Annotated in this window: 15 protein-coding genes and 1 pseudogene; 13 read left to right on the top strand and 3 right to left on the bottom strand. The window is 46.5% G+C overall.

Annotation, left to right across the window (positions count from 1 at the left end; genetic code table 11):
• Positions 1-15: 15 nt before the first annotated feature.
• The 5 genes and pseudogenes from KGF65_RS13180 (at position 16) to KGF65_RS13160 (ending at position 8083) form a co-directional block, all read left to right on the top strand.
• Positions 16-1077 (top strand): annotated as a pseudogene (locus tag KGF65_RS13180) (sugar porter family MFS transporter).
• A 232-nt stretch (positions 1078-1309) separates the two neighbouring features.
• Positions 1310-2305, top strand: a complete 996-nt coding sequence (locus tag KGF65_RS13175) for a LacI family DNA-binding transcriptional regulator (protein ID WP_050338230.1) — start codon at positions 1310-1312, stop codon at positions 2303-2305.
• A gap of 125 nt (positions 2306-2430) precedes the next feature.
• Positions 2431-3459 carry an aldose epimerase family protein gene (locus KGF65_RS13170; RefSeq protein WP_181185295.1) on the top strand — a complete coding sequence of 343 codons (1029 nt, stop codon included), beginning with the start codon at positions 2431-2433 and terminating at the stop codon, positions 3457-3459.
• A 358-nt stretch (positions 3460-3817) separates the two neighbouring features.
• Positions 3818-5776: a PTS sugar transporter subunit IIA gene (locus KGF65_RS13165; protein WP_105919544.1), complete on the top strand. Its 1959-nt coding sequence runs from the start codon at positions 3818-3820 to the stop codon at positions 5774-5776.
• 90 nt (positions 5777-5866) lie between these two features.
• Positions 5867-8083, top strand: a complete 2217-nt coding sequence (locus tag KGF65_RS13160) for an alpha-galactosidase (RefSeq protein WP_216748071.1) — start codon at positions 5867-5869, stop codon at positions 8081-8083.
• Positions 8084-8374: 291 nt separating this feature from the next.
• On the opposite strand, the gene KGF65_RS13155 is transcribed toward KGF65_RS13160, so the two are convergent.
• A complete protein-coding gene (locus KGF65_RS13155) occupies positions 8375-9334 on the bottom strand; it encodes a beta-galactosidase small subunit (protein WP_050338233.1) in 960 nt (319 codons plus the stop codon).
• A complete protein-coding gene (locus tag KGF65_RS13150; RefSeq protein ID WP_105923348.1) occupies positions 9318-11198 on the bottom strand; it encodes a glycoside hydrolase family 2 TIM barrel-domain containing protein in 1881 nt (626 codons plus the stop codon). The genes KGF65_RS13155 and KGF65_RS13150 overlap by 17 nt, the downstream gene beginning before the upstream one ends.
• Positions 11199-11484: 286 nt before the next feature.
• Between KGF65_RS13150 and KGF65_RS13145 the strand changes: the two genes are divergently transcribed.
• From KGF65_RS13145 to KGF65_RS13110, 8 genes are all read left to right on the top strand, one after another.
• Positions 11485-12648, top strand: a complete 1164-nt coding sequence (locus tag KGF65_RS13145; protein WP_216748072.1) for a galactokinase — start codon at positions 11485-11487, stop codon at positions 12646-12648.
• A 256-nt stretch (positions 12649-12904) separates the two neighbouring features.
• Entirely contained in the window at positions 12905-13909 is a 1005-nt protein-coding gene (gene galE / locus KGF65_RS13140; RefSeq protein ID WP_101874209.1) for a UDP-glucose 4-epimerase GalE, read from the top strand.
• On the top strand, positions 13909-15372 hold the full coding sequence (locus KGF65_RS13135) for a UDP-glucose--hexose-1-phosphate uridylyltransferase (protein ID WP_216748073.1): 1464 nt from the start codon (positions 13909-13911) through the stop codon (positions 15370-15372). The genes galE and KGF65_RS13135 overlap by 1 nt, the downstream gene beginning before the upstream one ends.
• Positions 15373-15495: 123 nt before the next feature.
• Entirely contained in the window at positions 15496-16497 is a 1002-nt protein-coding gene (locus tag KGF65_RS13130; protein WP_105923349.1) for a LacI family DNA-binding transcriptional regulator, read from the top strand.
• Between the two features lie 784 nt (positions 16498-17281).
• Positions 17282-17785, top strand: coding sequence for a GNAT family N-acetyltransferase (locus KGF65_RS13125; protein WP_216748074.1), 504 nt, complete (start codon positions 17282-17284; stop codon positions 17783-17785).
• Positions 17786-18003: 218 nt separating this feature from the next.
• The gene (locus tag KGF65_RS13120) at positions 18004-18450 is read left to right on the top strand and encodes a helix-turn-helix domain-containing protein (RefSeq protein WP_101874205.1); all 447 of its coding nucleotides are present in this window, start codon (positions 18004-18006) and stop codon (positions 18448-18450) included.
• On the top strand, positions 18447-19046 hold the full coding sequence (locus KGF65_RS13115) for a Fic family protein (RefSeq protein ID WP_101874204.1): 600 nt from the start codon (positions 18447-18449) through the stop codon (positions 19044-19046). Before KGF65_RS13120 ends, KGF65_RS13115 begins: the two co-directional genes overlap by 4 nt.
• Positions 19047-19137: 91 nt before the next feature.
• Complete coding sequence (locus tag KGF65_RS13110) at positions 19138-20391, top strand: DUF2325 domain-containing protein (RefSeq protein WP_105923352.1); 1254 nt, start codon at positions 19138-19140, stop codon at positions 20389-20391.
• 200 nt (positions 20392-20591) lie between these two features.
• Here KGF65_RS13110 and KGF65_RS13105 read toward each other — a convergent pair whose 3' ends face one another.
• On the bottom strand, positions 20592-21599 hold the full coding sequence (locus KGF65_RS13105) for a LacI family DNA-binding transcriptional regulator (RefSeq protein WP_088770484.1): 1008 nt from the start codon (positions 21597-21599) through the stop codon (positions 20592-20594).
• Positions 21600-21681 lie beyond the last annotated feature (82 nt).

Raw genomic sequence — 21681 nt, 5'->3', positions numbered from 1 at the left:
AGTAGTTATCTAGTCTTGGTTATTTGGCGAATGTTGGCTGGTGTTGGTATCGGCTTGACGTCGCTTATTACACCGCTGTATATTGCTGAAATGGCGCCTGCTGACGTACGAGGAAAGCTAGTTTCAGTAAATCAATTAGCAATTACCATCGGAATCTTTATTGTCTATTTTATTAATGCAGCAATTGCCTCAGGATCTGGTAATGCTTGGAACGTGTCTACTGGTTGGCGGTGGATGATGGGGATAGGCGTTATTCCGTCTGCGTTATTCCTTATTGCATTGATACCAGCAGGTGAAAGTCCTCGTTGGTTGGCACAGCATGGGAAAAAAGGCGAAGCACTAAAAGTATTAAAAAAAGTAGAATCGAACGAATTAGTGGCTAAGCAACAATTTGAAGAGATTCAAAAGGCTGAAACAGCAGTTGATGATACGAAGTTTAGTGATCTGTTTAATAAAACGTGGCTTCCAGTCTTAATTATTGGTGTTCTCTTAGCGCTATTTCAACAGTTTTCTGGCAGTAACGCGATTATGTACTATGCACCCGAAATCTTTAAAGGTGCTGGTTTTGGTCAAAATGGTGCGTTTATGGCGACGGTATCAATTGGAGTCATAAACATGGTGATTACGGTAGTTTCTTTGGGACTAGTTGATCGAATTGGCCGCAAAAAATTACTTGGTTGGGGCTCACTTGCCATGTCACTGTGATTGTTAGTTGTAGCAATTTGCTTCTTTACTCGAGCGTCAACAGCTATCACATTAACATTTATTTTGCTGGCAATTGCATCATATGCAATATCCTTAGCGCCAGTAACTTGGCTCCTTATTTCTGAAATATTCCCGTCTAAAATTCGAGGACGTGCGATGTCAATCTGTACAGTTGTTCTATGGTTAAGTGATTTCACACTCAGCTATACTTTCCCAATTTTAACTCAAAATATTGGTGAGGGATGGACATTTATGTTGTATGTGGTAGTTACGGCCTTGTCAGCTTTGTTTGTTTGGAAGATGGTACCTGAGACACAAGGGAAGTCGTTGGAAGAAATTGAAGGTTATTGGAATAATCGAGAAATGAAATAAACATTGGTACTAAAAGTGGATGACTTAATTTACCTGAAAATATTTTTCGTTCGCTAAACTAAAGAATTCATGGTAAAGTTTGACATGTTAGGGATTATAACATTTATGTGAGGGATGAGTTTCGTGCTTCACTTACAATTTAAGTAAATAATTCGCTAAATAAGTGTAAAATGTTTACAATAGTTAAAAATTTAGCAGTAGAATAAGAAAAATAGAATCAGGGGGCCAATCCATGGCGGCAACGCTAAAAGATATTGCGAATAAAGCCGGGGTATCGTTGGCAACGGTATCGCGGGTGTTGAATAAGGATCAATCACTGTCAGTCAGTGAGACCACGCGGAAGCGCATCCTCGATGCCGCAGAAGCGTTACAATATTCTAAAAATAAGCGGCATACTATTACGACCGCACGTAAACGACTCGCGATCGTTCAGTGGTATTCCGAATCTAAGGAACAAGACGATTTGTACTATATGTCAGTGCGGATGGGAATTGAACGGCGCGGTCAGGATAATCAGTTCGAAGTTACCCGGATTTTCCAAAATAACTTGCAGGAACTGGGCCCGGACGTGGATGCAGTGATTGCGGTCGGAAAATTCAGTCCGACTCAGGTTGATGATCTCGCTGCGGTGACCGACAACTTGGTCTTCGTTGATGACGACCAGTTTGACGCCGGCTTTGACAGTGTCATAACCGATTTTCGGCTAGCAACGGAAAAAGTTGTTGATTATTTCTGGCAACGCAACTTTCATCACATTGGCTTTATTCACGGTTCAGAAATGACGACCGACCATCAGCAGACCGTCGTCGACCGGCGAATGCTCGGCTTTCGGGCCGCGATGGAGCGCCGGCACGCCTTTGATCCCAAGTTTGTCTTTAAGGGCGACTACACCAGTGAGTCTGGTTTTAAAATGATGCAAAAGGCGATTCGAAGTCTGGGTGACCAATTGCCAGGCGCGTTCTTTGTTGCTAATGACCCGATGGCGGCCGGTGCACTGAAGGCCTTGCAAGCTAGTGGGATTCAGGTTCCAGAACGGGTCAAGCTATTTAGTTTTAATAACACGTCGTTAGCGACCTTTGTCTATCCTGAGTTGAGTGCGGTGAACGTGGATACCGAGCTCATGGGAGCGACTGCCGTGAGCCTGGTGATGAGCCGTTTAGCTGGGCGAACAACGACGCAACGCGTGGAATTAGGGACCAATCTAGTTGAACGTGCAAGCACTAAATAATCAGAAGTGAGACGTGAGCCGAATTATCGGCTCACGTCTTTTTAAGTAAAACTTTTACTCATCAGATGAAAAGTCTGGTATACTACTAAATGAAAGCGGTTTAAATAACACGGAGGTGGCATGTTTTGGAAACTAAAAAAACAGTATTTGATCAACTCGATGGCCAAGATGTCATGCGTTATACATTAGTTAATGACAAGCAGACGCGGATCTCAGTCTTGAGTTATGGCGGGACTTGGCAAGAATTTGTCGTTAACGAAGATGGCGTCGAGCATCCCCTGATCTGGGGCCTCGACAATATGGCCGATTATCAACGGGTCGGCTTCTGCCTTTGCCAATCAATCGGCCGGGTCGCTGGTCGGATCGGTGGCGCCAAGTTCAAGATCGACGGTCAGGATTACAATGTCGATATGAATGAACAGACTCATTCACTTCACGGTGGTAATCATGGTTTTAATACCTTGAATTTCGATGGTGAATTTAGCCAGGATGATGATAGTGTCAGCGTGACATTATCCAAGCATATCAAGTCAACTGACGATAATTACCCGGGAAATATGGACGTTAAAATCAAGTTTACCTTAGATAATCAAGACCAAGTCTCGATTGCCTTTACTGGTGATACTGACGCCGCAACGCTCTTCAACCCAACGAACCACGTTTACTGGAATACGACTGATGACCGGACGAGCTTAGCACAACAACAACTTCAAATTACCAGTGCTGCTCATCTCGAATTCAATAATGAAAAGGTCCCAACTGGCAAGAAGTTGGCAGTTAAGGGCACGGCCTATGACTTTAACCAAATTCAACCAGTCGAAAAGGCGTTAGCCCAATTGAAAGCTGAAAATGGTGGCATCGAATTCGATGATGCTTATGAAGTAACGCCGAGTGCCACGGAACCAATCGCAATCGTCGGTGATACTGCGGGTAAACGCCAAGTGAAACTTTACTCTGACCGGAATAGTCTGATTATTTTCACGGCGAACCCATTCGATCCAGACAAGCAAGACGCGCATGAATACAACGCGTTAGCAACTGAAGCGCAAACCTTGCCAGATGCCATTAATCATCCTGATTTTGGCGACATCGTCTTACGTCCTGGTCAACCAGTGACCCACACGATTCGTTACCAATACGAACGCTTGAACTAGAATTAACTCCTTGTGTGAAATCACGAGCGCCCTCAATCGTCGGGGGCGCTTTTTTGCATGCGTGAGTGACTAGTTTATCAAGTGGTAAACGTTGTTTAAAGCCGTAATGCTCGCTTGCCAGCACGGCCCTGATGACTAATTGGTAAATTTAATTGCCAGTCAGCGAATTGGACTAAACAAGTGATAAAAATTCCAATATTTCACGGGATTTAGTTGGTATTGGCTGAGCATTAAAATTGATACTATCAGGTGATTACTAAAACAATTAAGCAAATTTTACTAAAAATCATTGACAATGTCCTTGAAAACGATTACATTTAAACATGTAAATTATTCAAGAAAGATGTGAGGCGAGATTATGGATGCAGAACAAAAGCAGAGCAAAGGTCGGAAGATAACATCACGACTTGCTTATTCATTCGGGGCGTTCGGGCATGATGCCTTCTACGCAACGTTATCGACATACTTTATTATGTTTGTGACCTCCCACTTATTCGATAAGAGCAGTGGGGCACAAGGGACACAAATGATTGCATGGATCACCATGATTATTGCGGGCTTGCGGTTCGTGGAACTAGCAATTGACCCACTGATTGGGAACGCCATCGATAACACCAATTCACGTTGGGGCCACTTTAAGCCATGGATCGTGGTTGGTGGGATTATCGGTTCCGTCGTTCTAGCACTGTTATTCACGAGTTTAGGCGGCTTGAACACGTCAAACCCAATTTTATATTTAATTATTTTTGCAATTTTATACATCACGATGGATATCTTCTATTCATTTAAAGACGTGGGTTTCTGGTCAATGATCCCAGCGATCTCATTTGACTCAGCTGAACGTGAAAAGACGGCCACATACGCCCGGGTTGGTTCTAACATTGGTGCCAACATTGTTGGGGTTATCGTTATGCCAATCGTTCTGATGTTCTCTGTTAAATCTAACAGTGGTCAGGGTGATAATCGTGGTTGGATGGCCTTTGGGATTATCATTGCCGCCATCGCCTTGATTTCTGCCTTAGTCGTTGCATTAGGAACTAAGGAAAATGATTCTGAATTACGTAAGAACACTGAAAAGACGACTTTCAAAGAAGTCTTCAAAGTGTTGGCACGGAATGATCAATTAATGTGGTTATCACTGATGTATGGGATTTATACGGCAGGGATCGCCATCACTAACTCACTTGAACTTTACTACTTCACCTACATTTTAGGTGATGCATCGAAATTCACGATGCTTGGCTCTTTGAACGCCGTTATCGGGATCTTTGCCGTATTGGCCTTCCCACCATTAGCTAAGAAATTTAGCCGGCGGAAAGTGTTCTTCTTAGCCATCGTTATCATGATGATTTCATTGATCATGTTTGCTTTTGCTGGTCAATCATTACCAATGATCTTGGCTGCCGCTGTTCTGTTCTACATTCCACAACCATTGATTTTCTTAGTTGTTTTGATGGTCTTGAGTGATTCCGTTGAATATGGTCAATTGAAGTTCGGTCACCGTGACGAATCTTTGACCTTATCCGTTCGGCCATTGCTTGATAAATTAGGTGGCGCGATTTCTAACGGGGTCGTTGGTTTAACTGCCGTTTGGGCTGGGATGACTGCTGGTGCAACTGCCGGCGACGTGACTGCTCACGGACAAGCCATCTTCAAATTAATGATGTTTGGGGTTCCAGCTGCCATGATCCTGATTGGGACGTTCATCTTCTTCAAGAAGGTCAAATTGGACGAAAAGATGCATGCTGAAATCGTTGATGAACTTGAAAAGACTTGGTCAACTCACTTGGAAACTGATGAAACACCTGCCGAAGTTGAAGCCGAAGCTGATACTAAGACGACTGTTTATCAAGATCCAGTTGCTGGTCAATTGATCAGTTTAGATGAAGTCGCTGACGAAACTTTCGCTAACGGTAGCATGGGTAAAGGCTTTGCAATCAAACCAACTGATGGTCGCGTTTTAGCCCCATTTGATGGTGAAGTTGTTGCCACCTTCCCAACTCGGCATGCGATTGGGCTACGTTCTGACACCGGTATTTTGACGCTGATTCATATCGGGATTGGCACGGTCAAGATGCGCGGGACTGGCTTTGTTCAGTACGTCGAAAAGGGTGATCATGTCACACAAGGCCAAGAATTGATTGAATTCTGGCAACCAGCAATTGAAAAAGCTGGCCTGGATGATACCGTGATGGTCGTTATTACGAACTATAAAGATATGCCTGAATTTAAGTACCTGAAGACTTCAGGAACCACCATCCATGATGATGAAGATATTTTACAGTTATCGAATGTCGGCTTACCGGATCAAGCATAGTTTCTTGATGAGAAGAGCTATTAATGACGCGAGCCATTAATAGCTCTTTTTTTCAGTAGTCGTAGGGAATCGTGAAAGGAAGTATTTGATATGGCAGTGACGTTGCAGCAAACTTTGATTAATATTGACGAACAGCACCTGGTCTTTCATCTGCATAACGATCAGATTTCGTATATCTTAGGCGTTGAAACGGGTGGGGTCCTCGCACACTTGTACTTTGGCCCGCGGGTCCGTGGTTATCACGGCGAACGCCAGTATCCGCGAATTGACCGGGGATTTTCAGGCAATTTGCCGAACACCACGGACCGGACGTATTCGAAGGATGATCTCCCACAGGAATATGGTGGCAACAACACCGGTGACTACCGCCAACCAGCTGCGATTATTCGCGCCGCAAATGGGGCCCGGACCGTGGACTTTCGGTACCAAGATTGTCGGCTGGAAGCGGGTAAACCCGATTTGAAAGGCTTGCCACAGACGTACGTTGAAGCGGAAGATGAAGCTCAAACGTTGATCGTGACGATGCGTGACGCGACGTTAGGGGTGACCGCGGAACTGGCATACACCATCTATCGTGATCGGCCCGTCATCACGCGCAGTGTCCGTATCATCAATCATAGTGAGCAACCCGTTGATTTGGAGAAAGTTGCTTCAATGCAGATGGACCTGCCAACGCAGCCACTGGACGCCATCTCGTTGCCTGGTAGTTACGCGCGTGAGCGTCAAATGAGTCGTGAACGGCTTCATCGCGGCCTCACTCAGTTTGAAAGCCGCCGGGGTGCCAGTTCTCATCATATGAACCCGTTTGTGGCACTCGCTGATCCAGATACGAACGAATTTCGGGGCAACGTACTCGGGGCCTTGTTGATTTATTCTGGTAACCACCAATTCAGTCTGGAACGGGACCCAATCGGTCAGACCCGTCTGACGGTCGGCATCAACGAATATAACTTTGATTGGCAATTAGCGGCTGGTGACAGTTTCCAGACGCCAGAAGTGGCGATGGTTTATTCAACGACCGGCTTGAACGGCATGTCGCAAGTCTATCACGACTTATTGCGGGAACGCGTCGCACGGAGCCGTTACAAGCACGAACCACGGCCGATCCTGATCAATAACTGGGAAGCGACCTACTTTGACTTCGATGCGGATAAGATTCAGAGCATTTTGGATGCGGCCGCACCGTTGGGAATCGAAATGTTTGTGTTGGATGATGGCTGGTTCGGTCATCGGAATGATGATAACAGCTCACTGGGCGACTGGTTCGTCAACCGGGAGAAATTACCGGCGGGCTTAGCTGATATTAGCAAACGGACCCATGATAAGGGGATGCGTTTTGGTCTGTGGTTCGAACCGGAAAATATTTCGGCGGACTCGACCCTCTATCGGCAACATCCCGACTGGGTCTTAGGCGTCCCTGATCGTGGCCGGACCTTGTCACGGAACGAATATGTTCTTGATTTTAGCCAACCGGCAGTCGTTGACAACTTGTTTGAACAGATGACCGCGGTGCTGGATAAAGTGCCAATCGATTATATCAAGTGGGACATGAACCGGAACCTGACGGAAGTCTATTCGCCGCATAGCGCTTCTGAACATGAAGGTGAGACCAGTCACCGCTTTATTCTGGGCGTTTATGACCTGATGGAGCGTTTGACGAAACGCTATCCACAGATTTTGTTTGAAGGTTGCTCCGGTGGGGGTGGGCGTTTCGATGCCGGGCTAATGTACTACATGCCACAAAGCTGGCCATCAGATAACAATGACCCCATCGAACGCTTGAAGATTCAATACGGGACTTCGTTAGTTTACCCCATCTCTGCGATTACGGCGCACGTCGGGACGAGTCCTGACGAATTATTAGGTCGGTCGACCTCGATGAAGATGCGGAGTGCGGTCGCAATGAGCGGCACACTGGGCTATGAATTGGATGCGGCCCAGTTGAGTGATGCGGATAAGGCTGCCGTTAAGGAACAAGTGGCGTTCTACAAGCAACACCGTGATTTGATCCAATACGGCACGTTCTATCGTCTTGAAAGTCCATTCGACTCCAATACCGTGGCTTGGCAATTTGTCAGTCACGATCAACGTGAAGCCTTGTTGTTCACCTTTGTGATTTTAGGCGCCGTTCAGCCAGAACCCCATATTACTAAGATGGCGGGACTGGATCCTGAACAGACTTACGTTGAAGCCGACAGCCAGCGCACTTATGGCGGGGATGAACTCATGCAACTGGGACTCTACACGACGCCAGTTCAGACCAGCGATTTCACTGCTCAGATTCACTACTTCCGGGCAAAAGATTAGTGTGTGCATGATGGATTTGCACGGACGGCATGACGGCTGGACGAATAATTCCTAATCTGGCTGCTTGTTGGTCGTGAGGTAGGTCAGTAAAAAATTTCAAAATAAAATGGTCATTTACAGGCAGTTAATCCCTGTAAATGGCCATTTTTAGCTAGCGGAGCATTCCAGCTAGCCCATCCTAAACAACGCAAAAATGGCAGCCATTATCGAAAATGACTGCCATTTTAGTACCCTGATTTAGTTGTCATAGCAAGGCGAGCTAGCTATTACATTCGGTATCATCAGCCAATTTTAAAAATGGATATTGAAGCTGAAATCGATATCCTGATCAGCTGGAATGTGGTACTGGGATTCGACGTCGGTTCCCCAACTGTCGATCCCACCGACACCACGAACGGCACCGAAAATCGAGAGGACGGTCCGCCGAGCTAACGGTAGTTCTTCCATATGAGTGGCGTTTTCCAGTTCTGCGGCGGTATAAGGTAAGCAACTGAAGGCGAAGGGTACGTCAACTTGACTGAACGTCAGGCTGAAGGGTTCGCTGCTATGGTCAGCGTTGTTTTGCGTCGTTGACCGCGTCACCGTGACTTCTTCCGTCTGCATGTGCATGCCGCATTCTTGTGGCACCAGATAAGGGGTGACGGGTAGACTGTCAACGTGGAACTGGCCATGACTAGCGCCGGCTAAACGGTCAGGATAGGTTTCGCCTGATAGTCCGGTGTAATCGAAGCCGTTTGCGGTCGTTGGCATGATGAACCGCAACCCGAATGCTGGTAACTCCGGTAAGCCAGCTTTGCCAGCATAGTGCGTCGCCACGTTGATCTGACCATCGGCCGTCACGGTGTAGGTGACTGTGACCGTCGTGCTAGGAACGGTCGTCGTCACGAATTGATAAGCCAAGGAGACTTTCGTTGCCGTTTCATGGTCGGTGTAGCGATTGTTGAGCGGTGCGATCGGTAATGGCGTGATGGCTTGGTCATCAACCGTCAATTGAATGTCTTGGCAGGTTGAGAATTTGTCAGCCGCGTACCACTGCGCTGATTTAGTCGAAAAACCGCTCCCGTGATCATTGTCGGTGGTTGCGCGCCAGAAGACTGGTGTCGGCGTCCGATAAAGCCATTCCTTGCCGTTGACGAGTAGTGATTCGAGACCACCGCGCTCGTAACTGAATAGGTAGTGGAAGTTATCGCCGGCCAGGCCTAAGCTGCCATCACCGTAAATAACGTGTAACTGATTATTTGTGTAAGCCATAGTAATATTTCACCTCTTGCATTGCTGGTTTTGGCGACCGGTCGGCAAACATTAAGCCGTCACCGGAAAATTCATAGTCAGAATGGCGTTCATCGAAGTCGCCACCGTAACGAAGGACGTCTTGGTCAGTGACTGGATCATGAACGAACAGGGCTTGGTCGATAAAGTCCCAGATAAAGCCGCCTTGATACATTGGGTATTTATCAATCAAATCGTTGTAAGACTTCATGCCACCGAGTGAATTCCCCATATCATGCATATATTCGCAATCGAGGAATGGCTTGGCCGGATTGTCGTCCAAATAAGCGGCGATCTCGTCCGGCTTTTCGTACATCCGACTTTCGACATCTGAAATCCGGTCTTTTAGTTCAGGCGTGTGCACCACACCTTCGTAATGAACGAGTCGTGAATCGTCGTGTTGCTTGTAGAAGACTTGCATTGCGGCAATGTCTTCGCCAGCGAATGATTCGTTACCGAGTGACCAGAAAATGATGGATGGGTGATTCTTGAACCATTCGTAATTCGAACGGGCCCGGTCCACCACGGCTTCAAGCCAGTGTGGATTGTCGCCAGGGACGTTGTAGGACGGTTCGATTGCGCCCATCTTTTGCCAAGAACCGTGTGATTCCAAGTTGTTTTCAGCCATTAAATAGATGCCAGCTTCATCACAGAGTTGATACCATGGCAATTGGTCTGGGTAGTGGCAAGTCCGATCAGCGTTGATGTTATTCGCTAACATCGTCTGGATATCAGCCTTCATATCGGCCATCGTAATCACCCGACCAGTATGCGCATTCCATTCGTGTCGGTTGACGCCGTTGATGACCAGTCGTTGATTGTTGACGTAAATGACCTTGTCGTCACGGAGTTCAACGGTCCGGAAGCCAAACTTGTAAGGAACGACTTCTAAAAGCTCGTGATTAGCATCGTAAACTTCAATCAGTAATTGATAGAGATACGGTGAAGCTGGTGACCAGAGCTGAACTTGGTCAAAAGCCATTGCGTCAAATTTCACGGTGTCACTGCCCGTTTGGGTTTGCGTTGCAACAACTTGACCGTCCTGATCCTTAACGGTGAGTGCCAAAGTGGCCGCATCGCCAGTCAGCTTAGTGGTGACATTCAAGACACCGCTTTCAAAATCATCGTTGACGGTTGGACGCAGATCCAAGTCGTTGAGGTGAGTGGCAGGTTCAGCCAATAAATTGACGTTGCGGAAAATCCCGGAAAAGCGGAACATATCTTGGTCTTCGATAAAGGATGCCGTGCTTCGTTTGTAGACCCGAACGGCCAAGACGTTGTCGGTGTCTTGGATGTAGGGGGTTAAGTCGAATTCAGATGGTGTAAAACTATCTTCGGCGTAACCGACAAAGTGACCATTCAACCAAACGTATAGGGCTTCTTCAACCCCTTGGAATTGAATGATGACCCGTTGCCCTTTGAAGGTATCGTCTAAATCGAATGTTTTAAGGTATGAGCCGACAGTGTTGTCGTCAGCATCACTGAATAGGCCAGGCGTTAACTGATCCTGATTCAGGGTGTATGGTGGGCGCCGGTAAATTTTACCTTCCCACGGATAGAGCGTATTGATGTATTGAATCTGACCGTACCCGGCGAGTTCGATGTGGCCGGGGACTTGAATCGTGTCGAAGTCACTCGCATCAAAGTCCGGTTGATAGAAGTCAACGGGGCGTTCGGCCGGTGTCTTGGCAAAGTTGAAGCGCCAAGCACCATTTAAGGACTTAACGAAACGACTGCCAGTTTTGATTTCAGCTGCGTCGTGATAATAGTGATGGTCACTATGCGCAGGTAATTGGTTAACCCGGAACACTTCCGGGTCGTCTAACCATTGAAGATTAGCTTGCATGAGGAAGCTCCTTTCAAAATCGTTAATAAAAACGCTTACAACTATGATGATAAAACATTGTGGGGTATTTGTACACGATATTTTAGTTAAAATTTAACTAAATCAATTGATGGTAACGGGACAATAACATCGGAATAAATCGGAAATAAAGCCTAGATTCAGATAAAAAGGTAAAGCGTTACCATTTTTGCTATAAAAGGATTGTTAAGGTATTGACAGCGACCGCTAAAAGCATTATAGTCAAGTTAATAAAATTTTAGTAAAACTATTTACGGAGGGATTTTTCATGAAAACTAGCGACTTAAAACAGGAGTTTACCGAAGCCTTTGATACCACACCAGAACGGGTCTTCTTCTCACCTGGTCGGATTAACTTGATCGGTGAACATACTGATTACAACGGCGGTCACGTCTTCCCATGTGCGATTACGATTGGGACATACGGGGTCTACGCACCACGGACGGATACGACGGCTCGGATGTATTCCGCAAACATTCCAGATGCGGGCATCGTGACTTTCGACGTTAATGATTTAGCCTATGATAAAGCCGCTGGTTGGACGAACTATCCTAAAGGGATGATGAATGAAATCGCCAAGACTGGGGTCAAATTCGATCACGGGTTCGACTTCTACGTTCATGGCAACATGCCAGATGGCGCCGGCCTGTCTTCATCCGCTTCAATCGAATTATTGACCGGTATCATGTTGAACACTGGTTTTGACCTCAATATCAGCCAATTAGACTTAGTTAAGATTGGCCAAAAGTGTGAAAACAACTACGTGGGCGTTAACTCCGGGATCATGGACCAATTTGCCGTTGGAATGGGTAAAAAAGATCAAGCAATTTTACTAGATACCAACACGATGGACTATTCCTATGCGCCAGTTAAGCTTGGTAACAACGTCATCGTCATCATGAACACGAATAAACGCCGTGAATTAGCAGATTCCAAGTACAACGAACGTCGCTCAGAATGTGAAGAAGCACTGCGGCGCTTACAAACTAAGTTGGACATCAAGTCTCTCGGCGATTTGACCAACGACCAATTCGATGAAGCAGCTTACCTCATCAATGACGAAACCTTGATCAAACGCGCTCGTCACGCAGTCTTCGAAAACCAACGTGCGATTCGCGCAACTAAGGCGTTAGCTGATGATGATTTAACTACCTTTGGCGAATTAGTAACGGCTTCACACGTTTCATTACACTTTGACTACGAAGTAACTGGGAAAGAATTGGACACCTTAGCTGAAACGGCTTGGAAACAACCTGGCGTATTAGGTGCGCGGATGACTGGTGCCGGCTTTGGTGGCTGTGGCATTGCCATCGTTGACAAGGATAAGGTCGATGATTTCAAAGCTAACGTCGGCAAAGTTTACCGCGACACGATCGGCTACGACGCTGACTTCTACATCGCAGAAATCGCTGACGGCCCTAAGGAACTTTAATCGCGACGATTGGGACGTTAATCGTTAGAAAGTTAACGTTAATTTAGAAGATGCGCGTTAATCGCCAAAAAGTGAACGTTAATTTAGAAGATGAGCGTTAATCGTCAGAAAGTTAACGTTAATCAGAAGATGAGCGTTAATTACTAAAAAGTGAACGTTAATTTAGAAGATGAGCGTTAATCATCAAAAAATGAACGTTAACAGCATCATGATTTAAATCAGTTATATGCATTGAGAAATTTGAGGAGGAATTAGAATGGCAGTTTTAGTTTTAGGTGGTGCCGGTTACATCGGTTCACACGCGGTTGATCGGTTGATTGCAAAAGGGTACGATGTGGCGGTTGTTGACAACCTGGTCACTGGGCACCGAGCAGCGGTCAACGATCAAGCTCGATTTTATGAAGGTGATGTGCGGGATACGGCGTTCATGAATACCGTATTTGACCAAGAAAACGTTGAAGGTGTCATTCATTTCGCCGCATTCTCAGTGGTCCCAGAATCGATGAAGGATCCGCTCAAGTATTTTGACAACAATACGGCCGGCATGGTCAAGTTGTTGGAAGTTATGGCCAAACACGACGTTAAGCGGATCGTCTTCAGTTCAACGGCGGCAACGTACGGCGAACCTAAACAAGTGCCAATCAAGGAATCTGATCCCCAAGTGCCAACCAACCCTTATGGTGAAAGTAAATTGGCGATGGAAAAAATCATGCATTGGTCCGACTTAGCATACGGTATCAAGTTCGTGGCGCTTCGTTACTTTAACGTGGCTGGCGCTAAACCAGATGGCAGTATCGGTGAAGACCACGCCCCAGAAACGCACTTGGTTCCGATTATTTTACAAGTCGCTGCTGGCGAACGGGATCAATTACAGATCTTCGGTGATGACTATCCAACGCCTGATGGGACGAATGTGCGCGATTACGTTCACGTGGTCGATTTAGCAGACGCCCATATCTTGGCACTCGAATATCTCAATCAAGGTCATGACAGTGATGCGTTCAACCTCGGTTCTTCAACTGGCTTTTCTAACAAACAAATGCTGGATGCTGCGCGTGAAGTGACTGGGAAGCCAATTCCAGCCGTCATGGCACCGCGGCGTGCGGGTGACCCAAGTACCTTGGTTGCCGCTAGTGATAAAGCGCGGAAGGTCTTGGGCTGGAAGCCACAGTATGATGACGTCAAGGAAATTATTAAGACGGCTTGGACTTGGAAAGAAAGTCATCCAGCTGGCTATGACGATCGGGGAGGCCAGAACTAATGACGAGTTTAGATCAATTTGTTGATGCTGTGATTGCCTCACCATCACAATATACCGCGATGGACCGCATTTACGTGCACAATCGGGTCTTAGGACTCGTTGGTGAAGGCGAACCAGTCGCTGCGGCGGATGACCAGTTAACGAGTTTGACGGATGCGTTGGTCGAAACGGCGATCCAAAATGGCAAGATCGAAGCGTCCCAGTCGGATCGCGATATCTTGGCTGACCAGTTGATGGACTTAGTGACACCGTTGCCATCAGTCCTCAACCAACGTTTCTGGGACAAGTATCAAGACAGTCCCAAAGCGGCGACGGATTACTTCTTTAATTTGAGCAAAGCCAACGACTACATCAAGACGCGGGCGATTGCCAAAAACGTGGTCTTCCCAGCTAAAACGGCCTTCGGTGACCTAGAAATCACCATCAATCTCTCGAAGCCTGAAAAGGATCCCAAAGCGATTGCGGCCGCGCGGAATCAACCACAAGATAGTTATCCACTGTGTCAGTTATGTATGCAAAACGAAGGCTACTTAGGTCGCTTAGGTTATCCAGCACGGAGCAATCACCGCATCGTGCGGTTGACATTAGGTGGGGACACATGGGGCTTCCAATACTCTCCATATGCCTATTTCAATGAACATTCGATCTTCTTGGATCAAGAACACCGGCCAATGGTCATCAACCGGCAAACGTTCACGAACTTACTCGAAATCGTTCGTCAATTTCCACATTACTTTGTGGGCAGTAATGCGGACTTGCCGATCGTTGGTGGTTCGATGTTGTCACACGAACACTATCAAGGTGGTCGGCACGACTTTCCAATGATGAAGGCGCCAATCGCGCGGTCGATCGACTTAGGGATCGCCGGCGTCAAAGCGGGCATCGTTAAGTGGCCAATGTCGACGATTCGGTTATCCAGTCCGGACGTCTTGGCGTTGACGGATGCCGCTGTCAAGATTCATGACACGTGGATGAACTACTCAGACGAAAGCGTGGACGTCCGTGCCTATACGGATGGTACTCGCCATCACACGACGACACCCATCGCCCGTAAAGTTGGCGACGATTACGTCCTAGACATCGTGCTACGCGATAACCAGACGTCCGCTGAATTTCCTGATGGTATCTTCCATCCACATCAGGATGTGCAACATATCAAGAAGGAAAATATCGGTTTGATCGAAGTCATGGGCCGTGCTATTTTACCAGCACGTCTTAAGACGGAATTGGCCGAAGTGGGCAAATATTTGTTGGATCAACCAAATGAAATGGTTCCAATGCATCAAGCATGGGCCGACCAATTGAAGGCTGATAACACGATTACTGCTGATAATGTCACCACGGTGATCGACAAAGCAGTCGGCAATGTCTTTGCCCGCGTGCTGGCAGATGCCGGCGTCTTCAAGTGGGACGATCAAGGCGAAGCAGCGTTTGACCGGTTCATTGCGACACTCAAAGACTAAATTGTAAATTAAGCAAATAAAACGTGGGGCAACGGGGTGTTGCTATGTCACTGGCCAATCATCATTGGTCAGTGGTGCCAGTCCCCCGCGACCCCACGTTTGTCATTAGAAGGAGGCGAGACGATGGCCGTCACGTTAAAAGATATTGCCAACCGGGCGGATGTCTCGCTGGCAACGGTCTCGCGAGTGTTGAATTATGATCGCACGCTATCTGTGAGCGACCAGACGCGCCAACGGGTGTTTGCCATCGCCGCAGAGCTACGTTATAGCAAGCGCAAACGGCGAGACGTTAAAACGATGATGCGTAAGAATATTGCGGTGATTCAGTGGTATTCCAAGACGCAGGAGCACGATGATTTGTATTACTTAGCGATTCGCAAAGGAATTGAACGTCAAGCCCAGGTCTACGGTTTCACCACCACGAGCATTTTTCAAAACAAATTGGATCAGGTCGGTGATGATATCGATGCGGTGATTGCGGTGGGAAAGTTTAGCCCGACGCAAGTGCGTCAGTTGAGTGAATTGACCCCGCAACTCGTGTTTGTGGACGATGACCAGTTTGCGCAGGGCTTCAGTAGCGTCGTCACGGACTTCACGTTTGCCACGAGTCGGGTCGTCGACTATTTCTGGCGGCGCGGGATTCAAGATATTGGCATGATCTATGGTCAGGAGTGGTCGACGGATCAACAAGTTGAGATTCCAAATCAGCGCCAACAAAGCTTCAAGCAAGCGTTAGAGCGCCGCCATGCCTATCATCCTGAGTATGTCTTGGCTGGCGACTACACGAGTCAGTCTGGCTATGTAACGATGAAACGGGCGATTGCTGCGCTAGGGCCGCGTTTGCCACACGCTTTTTTCGTGGCGAATGACCCAATGGCGGCGGGGGCTTTGAAAGCCTTGCAGCAAGCCAAAATTGCCGTTCCTGGACGCGTCAAACTGTTTAGCTTCAACAACACCTCGTTGGCGGAATACGTATACCCTGAAATCAGCTCGGTCAACGTTGAGACCGAACTGATGGGCAAGACCGCCGTTGATCTGTTAGTCAGCCGATTCCAAGACGCCCACCAAGCGGCCCAACGAATCGAACTGGGAACGACACTGGTGGAACGGGAGAGTACGAAATAACGAAAAACATCCTGAGCTGTACTGCGGATTGCAGAGCGGCTCAGGATGGTTTAGTTTTAATGTTATTAATTTTATTATTCCGAATAGCGGATGCCGTAGTATGGGCGCTTAATTCGGTGCTGTTTTCGGGAGCGCTAATTTCATTTTTGCTCGTTGGCAGTAGCAACTGGCTTGAATTGGTGGCAGACTGTTAATACGTTCAAGGAACGTTAATATAAAGAATCTTAACGTTAAAGTTCATCATGCAGTATTAGGGGACAGGGACTGGTATAATGACGCTACTAAGTGTGAAATCTGTTAAGCAGAAATCCGGGGAACAGTTAGTGTTGGCTGGTGGGTAAATGTTGAACTGCTAAACGAGAAAGACGGACCGATTGACGATGACACAGGATATTACCATTCATTTTGATGGAAACCACTGAGACGTTATTGAGTGCGTATACGGCAGCGCATTATATCAATAAATAGCAAGCAGTTACTAAGAAATTGGCGGATTGGGTCGACGTACAGGCTGCTGATCACGCTTAACAGGAATGGAAGAAGAATCATTTTAAAATGATGAGTTGGCCAGAGACGGCGCAAGACCTCGGCCTTTAAATGTTGCAATTTGCAGTTTGGAAAATGAGATTAATGTTATTCGATTAAAAAATGGTTAGCGCGGATGAATTGCGTATCTATAAATTAAGAAGGCCCTGTTTACGATGGTTGATGTGTTCAGGAGAGAAAACTTGTAAGTCGAACAGTGCTACTGTTGAAGGGCACAATTTCAATGAGGTGATGATGAATGGAACAGTTCAAAAATATGAAGATTGAGACGCTTTCTCAGCATAATGCAGAAGCAATCGCCAATGATTGGCATTATGAGGGCGTCTATTCATTTTATGATATGACCGAAGACCCCGAGGATTTTGAAGAAATTATCTCGCCAGACTTAAGAGGAGACCGCTATTTTCAGGTTGTCAATGATGATGAGTTGACCGACTACTTTTGTATTGAGCCGTTATCAGCACGAAAGGCAGAAATCGGGTTGGGGCTTAAGCCTGATCTAACAGGTCAGGGGTTCGGGTTATCGTTTCTGAAGTTGATTGAATATTTTGTTTTGCAACATCAGAAGTATCAAACATTAGTTTTATCAGTGGTGGCGTTCAATGAACGAGCCATCAAGGTCTATATTAAGGCCGGTTATGTGAAAGTTGGTACTGAGATGGTTGCTTCTAATAATTCGGAATATGAATTTATTCTGATGGAAAAAAACGTCTCAAGGCAAGTTGATGAAATGAACCATTGAAATGGCCGCAAAGTCACTAATCTTTAGTGGCTTTTTGTGCCAATCGTTAAACATCGACAATGAACTAGATTTTATTCGATTTAAAAAATGGCAGCACCAATGAATTGCGTATCTAAATAATATGGCTTGCTTGTTATGAGTGGTGTGCTGGGGTGGCGCAAGTTCGTAAACAGGACGGATCTACCCTTGAAGGGTATAATAGTGGTGAGGTGATGGAAATGAAATCGACAGCGGCAACGCTCAAACAAATTCGGCAACATTACCGAATTAGTCAAGCCCAACTGGCGAAGCTACTCAACACATCAGTTCGAACGGTGCAACACTGGGAACAAGCAGACTATCAACCAAGTGGCGCCGCGGTGCGCTTGATTCAAATTTTGGCAGCGGATGATGCAGTTTTTCCTGCATTGACACAATTCAAGGAGGACGATCAAATTATGTATCTAGAACACGATGATCAAAAGCTGACGATTATGGACGTGCCATTTCGGAATCGCAAGGAGTATCGGGCAACTCTTAATGCCATTATCAGTAATATGTATGAGGGCTTTGAACCAACGAAGCGAGATATTGAGGATGCGAGTCGTTTTTATGAGGAAGGGCCAATCAGTGCACAAGAGATGCTAGCAGCAATTCAAGCCTCCGCCGAACGTAAAGCTGAATGAGAAAAGTCTGGGCGGACTACCTTCAACCAAATGGCACATTGCGTAATTTGTTGGGAATAACCAACGCGGCAACGTTACAGAAAATCGAGTACAAGATAAGCACGCAACAGCAACAAGCCTTGATTCAAAATCAATACAGGTTGCCCAATGGTCAGCAGTTGACCGGACGTAAGATTGAAGAAATGAAGCTAATCAATGCTTATTTACTGGATCAAATTTACGATTGGGCCGGCCACTATCGCGAAGTTGATTTCAACAAAACGATGGACGGGGTCGTCACGTTTTTTCATCCTGTTGCCTTGTTCGGCAATGCCGAATTAGATATTCAGCGCCAACTCGACGATTATGCACAATTGCCCGACGACCGTGAAAAAATCGCCCAGGCGTTAGGCAGTCTCGTGACTGAAATCAACATGTTTCATCCGTTCCGCGAAGGTAATGGGCGGACGCCCCGGCTATTCACGGCCGTTTTAGCGCGGCAACATGGCTTCGAGATCAATTATACTCAGGAACAACAAGCTGCTTATATGCGCGCTTCAGTGGCGGATGATGCGGCACTGATGGGCCAGGTGTTTTTGGCGGTGTTGGAAGGGTAATTTTTGTCGACACTGGTAAAGTAGTGCTGTTTCATTGATAATAGAGCGTACCAAACTAAATTTTAAATCAGCCAGACGAGGAGGATAATATATGCAGAAATATCGTGATTATCGAATGGCCATTGAAAAAACACTAGCCATGATTCAACCGACTGACGATGGCTTAGCAAGCGGCGCTGTGACCATTCAAGAAATTTTAAAATTAGCCGCATCCGAGACACCACTAGAACAGACAGAAAATAAAGAAGATACCCATTCAGAAGCACCCACACAGTCAAGACCGGAGCCGGCCGTTAAAAATGAAGCGACACTGAATACGGATCGGCCAACAATTGAGAAGACAAATACTGAGAAGCCAGCAACTGAGGAATCGACGACTGAAAAAACAACGACTGAGTTGGTCACTCAATCAACTAAACCATCTCCAGATGAACCTAACCATACCGTAATGCAAGTTAGACGGCGACTAAAAGGGTTTGATTTAATTGATCCAGATAATGACAAAGCACCGCATTACTATTACGATGAAATCCTAGCTAGACAATTAGAAATTCAAAATGGTGATTGGGTTCAAGTCGGAACAATGCAAAGAGGCAAGAATCATCCCTATATTGAAAAAATCTTGAGTCACGCGGAGGTTCCAAATTTAATTACCGTGGCCCCGCTCTACGTTGTAAACTACAACTCATTTGATGATACTTATCAGATTACCCAAAATTACCAAGGCACCCCATTAGCGAGTGTTAATCCCGCCGTTGAGACGTTTAAAATTTCAGGTCGCGACGCCTTGCGCCAACGGATCAATGATGGCCAGTTAGTCGACCTCGCTTGGTTTAATGAGCAGCCTGACAAACCAGTCGTTCGCTATGTCCATCATAGTCATCGGCCCCTGGGCGCACAGGCGAATCGACCTGAAAAACGGGTCAAGTCGACCACTTCTACCGGTCCGGCCGAACCAATTCAAACGTTAGCCTTTGATTTAAAAGCTCAAACGGTCGCCGTTGTCATGGGTGACGCCAACACCCGGCAGCAGCAGATCACCCAGTTGATTGATGAACACAACGGTCATGCACTACTGATTGACGCCTTCAAACATAGCAACAGCGCCAGCTTCTACAATCAACAACTCAGCCAAACAGATATTGTGGTCATGGTCCAAAACCAAAATAAGCATGCGACTTCCAAAGCATTGAGCAAGGCGGTCAAACAATATGACCTCAAAATGGCCATTGCCAATGGTGGCGGCCTGCAACAAATCGAACGGGCGATGTATCGTGCCGTTAAAGGCCTACCAGCTTTTGAAAGTGGTAATCTGATTACTTATCCGCAGGCGGAGGCACAATAGGCGGGCCAGTGGTTTGGCGATAGCTATTAAAGAAATTAGTAACTAGTCCGTTGCCAATCGGATAAACAGAAAATAGTGCAATCGCAAAGCAAGATTAGATTTACTTAAGCATTAATAAAAGACATTTTTAACACCAGTTCGTGCGAAAGGCCGCCAAACTGTTTGTCAAAAATGTCTTTTTTTGGTGGTATTTTACAAATTTAATCAGTGCTCGGCTTTAGAAAACTCTTACGATAGACTAATTTCGCATCGACTAAGACCATCCGTTTCTGAGGACGATCAAAGATGATGGTATCTTTAAGTGTCGCAATTGCCTGTGCCGCGATGTCATCCGTATCAATATGAAAAGTGGTCAATGGCGGTGAGACGTAGCGGGCAATGTCGATATCGTTGATGCTGATGATCGATGTGTCAGCGGGAACGGTAATCTTGTTTTCATTGAAAGCCTGTAAGACACCGACTGCTAGGGGGTCTGAACCGATTAGGAATCCTTTAGGGAGTGCCTGTCTGGACAACGATTGGACGACCTGCTGACCTAGTTGATAGCCACTGGCAACTGAAAAAGAGCCACCAACGAACATAAATCGTTCGTCGAAGAGCTGCAATTCACGCAAGCGACTTTCAAAGTACTTTTGTCGTGGGTCTTGATGATGGGTGACTTGTTGATCCTTACTCCAATAACCACCGTTAATGAGCCCAATTGGTGTCTTGCCGGCAGCGATTAATTGGTCGATCGCGTACTCAGTGATGGCTTGCAGATTTGGTTGAACCGAATTGAAATGTCGCGGATCCGGGTTGGAATCGACAAAGATCCGGTGAGGCGTCAGTTGCCGCAAGTGCTTGAGGGTTGGGGTGTCGAATTCACCGACCGCCATGACCCCATCGATATCGGCGGGGATGTGATCAATGTCAGGATAAAAAGTCAGGTCCAGATTAGCCTGTTTACCATGTTCCACTAGCCCTTGCCGGAGATTGCTGAAATAAATATCTTCTAATTCTTGTTTCGGCTGCACCGCAAAAATGACCGCAACCTGGTAAGTCAGGCCGTGAGTCGTGTTCGGCTGCTGATAATTTAAGTTTTGAGCCGTCTGGAGAATCTTTTGACGCGCGTGATCTGAGATTGAAAATGTCGGGTCGTTATTTAATAGCCGCGAGACAGTCGCTGGTGAGTAGCCAGCCTTAGCGGCAATTTCACGAATAGTTGGCATTGAAACACACCCCTCTCAATGTGGATTAATAAACAATTGGTTACTAATTGAAATACCTTCACAGTAATAATACGCTTTCATT

The sequence above is a fragment of the Lactiplantibacillus sp. 30.2.29 genome (assembly GCF_018991255.1).
Taxonomy (GTDB): domain Bacteria; phylum Bacillota; class Bacilli; order Lactobacillales; family Lactobacillaceae; genus Lactiplantibacillus; species Lactiplantibacillus pentosus.
This window is presented reverse-complemented; position numbering and strand designations above follow the sequence as displayed.